Genomic DNA, 4,268 nt, shown 5'->3' with positions numbered 1-4,268 from the left:
GCTACAGGATCGGGAATGTGGTGATCTGATCCTGATTACGGCCAAAAGTTCGATTTATTCAACAAAGCCATTCACGGCATGAATAACGGCGATGGGTGGATTGTAGTGGAATAAATAATTTAGGAAATACGCAATGTTTTAATTCGGCATTAAGAAAAACGAAATACCCCTGACAAATAACATAATCTTAACTTCACAGATGCTTCAGAAAAGAGAACGTATTTTCTAAAATAATTCATTAAGAAATATGAGATTGTCATTCACTCTTTAATCTCTGCATTATTGACCATTATTTTGCAGCTGGGCAACACGGAGAACGACAATGAATATCACCTTTCTGGGATGTCAGAAAGAGTATGAGGAATGGTACATTTTACTCATTAACGCCGGGGTAGATGACTTCCCTTCCCTGCTCAACCCTCAGGAAATTGAAGCCGCACTGGCTGAAAACATGCCAGCAGCCTTTCCCTGCATGGCTTACATCCAGAAAAACGAAACCAATTACCTTGATGAAGAAATTGTTTACGTTTATGAAGAAGAATTTTCAAAATGGATGCATCTGATGGGGGCAGACAAAAGATAACTAAGTCATTGGTGCTACAATTAGAATCACTCCAGATGTCAGCCAATGAGGTTGGAAATGAATGACACGAATCACAAGCGCCCTGTCTCCCTTAAGATCAGGAAATTCGATCTTAACCTGTTAATGGTCTTAGATGCGGTTTACACCACCGGCAGTGTTAAAAATGCGGCCACTTTGCTCAATGCCTCCTCACCCAGCATCAGCCAGTCCCTGCAAAAACTGAAAGATTACTTTGGTGATCCCCTGTTTTTGCGTGACGGGCAAAAGCTGAAAGCCACCACCATCGCCACCAGACTACATCTTACGATTAAGGACAGCCTGGAAACGCTAATCAGCAATATTGAAGATTTTGAAAATGATGAGTACCACAATCAGCTCGTCATTCAGTGCCCGGTATACTTATCGCTGAAAATCATTCCGATTATCAGCGAGTTTTTCGCTAAAGAAAAAATAAACTGTGAAATTGTCCATCGGGTCAGCGACAACATGGTTGACAGCTTTAGTGAGTCGTTATCACTTCGCCAGGTCGATTTAGTGTTTGGCGTCAGTAAAAACCTCGGGCTTTCTACTCAGTCCTTCCTGATTGGTCAGGAAGACCTGGTGTTTATTTGCAGAAAAAATCATCCACGTCTTCACACCGAACTTCGTGAAGAAGACATCCCGCAAGAAGTCTTTGGTTACCTCCATACCGACGAATTACCGGCAATCACATCCCGCAAAAATATTGAAAATAACCTGATGTCAGGACGAAGCTTTTCTCTGAAAAGCCCTTCTTTCATGTCTATCCTCAGCCATGTTTCTTCTTCAGATTCGGTGGCTATTGTTCCCCGCTGGCTGGCTGAGCGTTTCATAGATGCCTTTGACATCAAAATTCTTACCAGTGAAATTCCCTTGCCCGTGGTGGAAATCGCCATGAGTTATAATAAAAACAATCTTAATAAAAAGATGAACAACCAGCTTTTTAATTATCTTAAAGAAAATTTCCGCGCCTGAGAGGGGATCTCAGATCTTTGAGACAATACGATTATTCGAACTGAGAGTTCAGCCATCATAAAAAGAAAATCTAAACACAGTTTCCGGCAGTCCGTTTTTGATTAAAAAAACGCGGACTGGCGCTGTGTGTAAGCAGTTCTGGCTATACTTATCCTGCCCGGCTCAGAGGCGTTATTCCTGGTGGTCATTCCCGTTTAGTCCCCGCGGTTTTCCGGAGTTATCAGCATGACCGAAATCGGATTTGCTTTGCTGGTGTTCACGCTGTTGCTGGCCGCCACGCTGGTGGGCATGGTTGTCCGGCCCTTGTTGCCTGAGGAACATAAAGCGCACGAAACCGTACAGCTGGTGCAACTGGTCATCGGGATGCTGCTGACCTTCGCCGCGCTGGTGCTCAGCCTGATGACAGCGTCGGCGAAAAGTAACTTCGATACGCTGACCAATGATTTTCGCAGCTACGCCGCAGACCTCATTCAGCTTGATGTCACATTACGCGATTACGGGCCGGAGGCTGACGCTGCGCGGTTAAATCTGCGCCTTTATACCGCGGCCGCGATTGCCAGTACCTGGCCCGCAGATGTAAAACCCGCGGTCACCGTCACACAGAAACAACACCGCCCGAAAATATTCAGGATCGGTTAGAGGATTATCGGCTTGGCGAAATGCTCAATATCGCGGAGCGACAGGTGCGTCAGTTACCGGCGCAGGATCCGTTGCAGAAACGTGTGATGGAAGTGGCGCTCAGCCAGTTTGACCGGCTGATTCAGGCGCGCTGGCGGCTGATTGAAGTCTCGCACAGTTCGATGTCACAGCCGTTCTTTACCATGCTGACGTTCTGGCTGATGATCATCTTTCTGAGCTTTGGTCTGATTGCCCCGCGCAATGCGCTGGCGATTGTCACCATCACCCTTGGCGCGTTATCCATCGCTTCCGCCATTTACGTGATTGTCGATCTGGATTCACCCTTTACCGGCCCTATCATGATTTCCAGCCAGCCGATGCAGGAAGCTTTGCAGCATTTACTGCGCTGACAGGCTATACCAAACTTGCCATCGCCAGATACGCTGTCACCGCATTGCCCGGCTCCTGTACCCGGCTCACCATCACCAGATTGGCGGTCAGTTCGGGGGCGTTCAGACTGCGGTAGACGAGGCCGGGAATATTCACCTGTTGAAGCGGCGCGGGGATCAGCGCCAGCCCCAGTCCGGCGGCGGCGATAGCCAGTACGCTCAGCGTGCTGTTTGAACTGTGCGCCACGTTAAAACGTTCTCCCAGCCGCTGCGCCAGCAAAATATACAGATTTTCATGCGTATCGTGGGCGTCATACAACACCAGCGGCTGTCCGGCGAGCATGTCCACGGTCAGCTGCGGATGCACGGCTAAAGGATGATCGTCGCACAGCGCCGCCATGATTTCCCAGTTTCCGGCCTGCTGTACCCTGATTTGCGGCTCTGCCGTCGTGCTGTTATCCGGCGTATAACCGATATCGATACGACCGGTCAGGATCGCCATCACCTGCTGCTGTGGCGCGATTTCCTGAATAATCACTTCGGCATCCGGATGGGCCCGGCGGAAATGGCGTTACCCGCAAAACCGACACGCACCCGCCCCGTCTCGCCGCGCATCGCGCGTTCCACCGCCAGCCGCGTATGTTCCACCTGTTCCAGTGTCAGCCTGGCCTGTGCCAGTAAAAGTAATCCTGCTTCAGTCAGTTCCACCCGACGGCTGGTGCGGATAAACAGCGGGCCGCCCAGCTCCGTTTCCAGTGCCTTAATCTGCATGCTGAGTGCTGGCTGAACAATATTCAGCCGCCCGGCGGCGCGGCCAAAGTGCCCTTCTTCAGCCACGGCCACAAAATAACGTAAGTGTCGGAGTTCCATTATTGCCTTATTCATCATTAAAAATGATTGTTCGGTAAAATCTATCTATTTGAGTTTAGCGCGGAACTCCACCAGACTGAATCCCTCAACGTAAAAGGATCCCCAAAATGCACACTCAACCACTGCAAGACCGTCAGGCGCTGAACGACCTCATGAATGGCTGGATGCACCGCGATCTGGGCGAATGGGAACAGTTACGTAACCTGTTCCATCCGGACGGCACCATAGAAATCACCTGGTATGAAGGGCTGGCGAGCGGTTTTGTCGATGGCTCGATGCGCATGGGCGCGTCAGATTTACGCACCAAACACATGATCGGCTCACCCGTCGTGACCTTTAACAAACGTGGTGACAAAGCGATTCTTGAAACCAATGCGATGATCATCGCCGAAAACGTGAAACTGAATATCGGCTGCGAATGCCACAACCGCTTCTACGATCTGGCAGAAAAAAGAGACGGCGTGTGGAAGCTGTTTCACCGTCAGAGCGTCTACGATATGGGGACGTTCACCTTCCCGCTGGGGCCGGTAGAAATTGAAGCAAGCATTGCCGCTAAATATCCGCGTGAATATGCCGCGCTGGCCTGTCTGCTGGAACTCAGCGGGTTCCCGCTCAGCCGCGTGTTTGCTACCCGTGGCAGTGAACTGGAATCAAAAATGAAAGCGGACGCTAAAAAGTGGCTGGCGGTCTGATTGTTCAGTCAGAATAAAAAAGCAAGGTGACAGACGCAGGTCTGCACCTTGTGTACCGCGCAAAATTATTTGATACTGATTTGAAAGATATTTGATATCGAATTAGTCCATTGCTACCGTATC

Annotated in this window: 5 protein-coding genes and 1 pseudogene; 5 read left to right on the top strand and 1 reads right to left on the bottom strand. The window is 49.6% G+C overall.

From position 1 onward, the window contains the following. Positions 1–322 precede the first annotated feature (322 nt). From J8X26_RS26160 to J8X26_RS26145, 4 genes are all read left to right on the top strand, one after another. Entirely contained in the window at positions 323–583 is a 261-nt protein-coding gene (locus J8X26_RS26160; RefSeq protein WP_152325995.1) for a hypothetical protein, read from the top strand. Positions 584–640: 57 nt separating this feature from the next. Next, a complete protein-coding gene (locus J8X26_RS26155) occupies positions 641–1,576 on the top strand; it encodes a LysR family transcriptional regulator (protein WP_208952458.1) in 936 nt (311 codons plus the stop codon). Between the two features lie 225 nt (positions 1,577–1,801). Next, positions 1,802–2,215, top strand: coding sequence for a hypothetical protein (locus J8X26_RS26150; RefSeq protein ID WP_208952457.1), 414 nt, complete (start codon positions 1,802–1,804; stop codon positions 2,213–2,215). Positions 2,216–2,259: 44 nt separating this feature from the next. Continuing rightward, positions 2,260–2,604, top strand: a complete 345-nt coding sequence (locus J8X26_RS26145) for a hypothetical protein (protein WP_208952456.1) — start codon at positions 2,260–2,262, stop codon at positions 2,602–2,604. Between the two features lie 4 nt (positions 2,605–2,608). Here the strand turns inward: J8X26_RS26145 and J8X26_RS26140 are convergent. Beyond that, positions 2,609–3,453 (bottom strand): annotated as a pseudogene (locus J8X26_RS26140) (LysR substrate-binding domain-containing protein). Between the two features lie 107 nt (positions 3,454–3,560). On the opposite strand from J8X26_RS26140, the gene J8X26_RS26135 reads away from it, so the two are divergent. After that, on the top strand, positions 3,561–4,145 hold the full coding sequence (locus tag J8X26_RS26135) for a nuclear transport factor 2 family protein (protein WP_208952455.1): 585 nt from the start codon (positions 3,561–3,563) through the stop codon (positions 4,143–4,145). Positions 4,146–4,268 lie beyond the last annotated feature (123 nt).

Origin of the sequence: Rahnella sp. ChDrAdgB13 (assembly GCF_017655185.1) — a bacterium.
GTDB classification, from domain to species: Bacteria; Pseudomonadota; Gammaproteobacteria; order Enterobacterales; family Enterobacteriaceae; genus Rahnella; species Rahnella contaminans.
The sequence above is the reverse complement of the archived record's forward strand: the minus strand, read 5'-3'. Positions and strand labels throughout refer to the sequence as shown.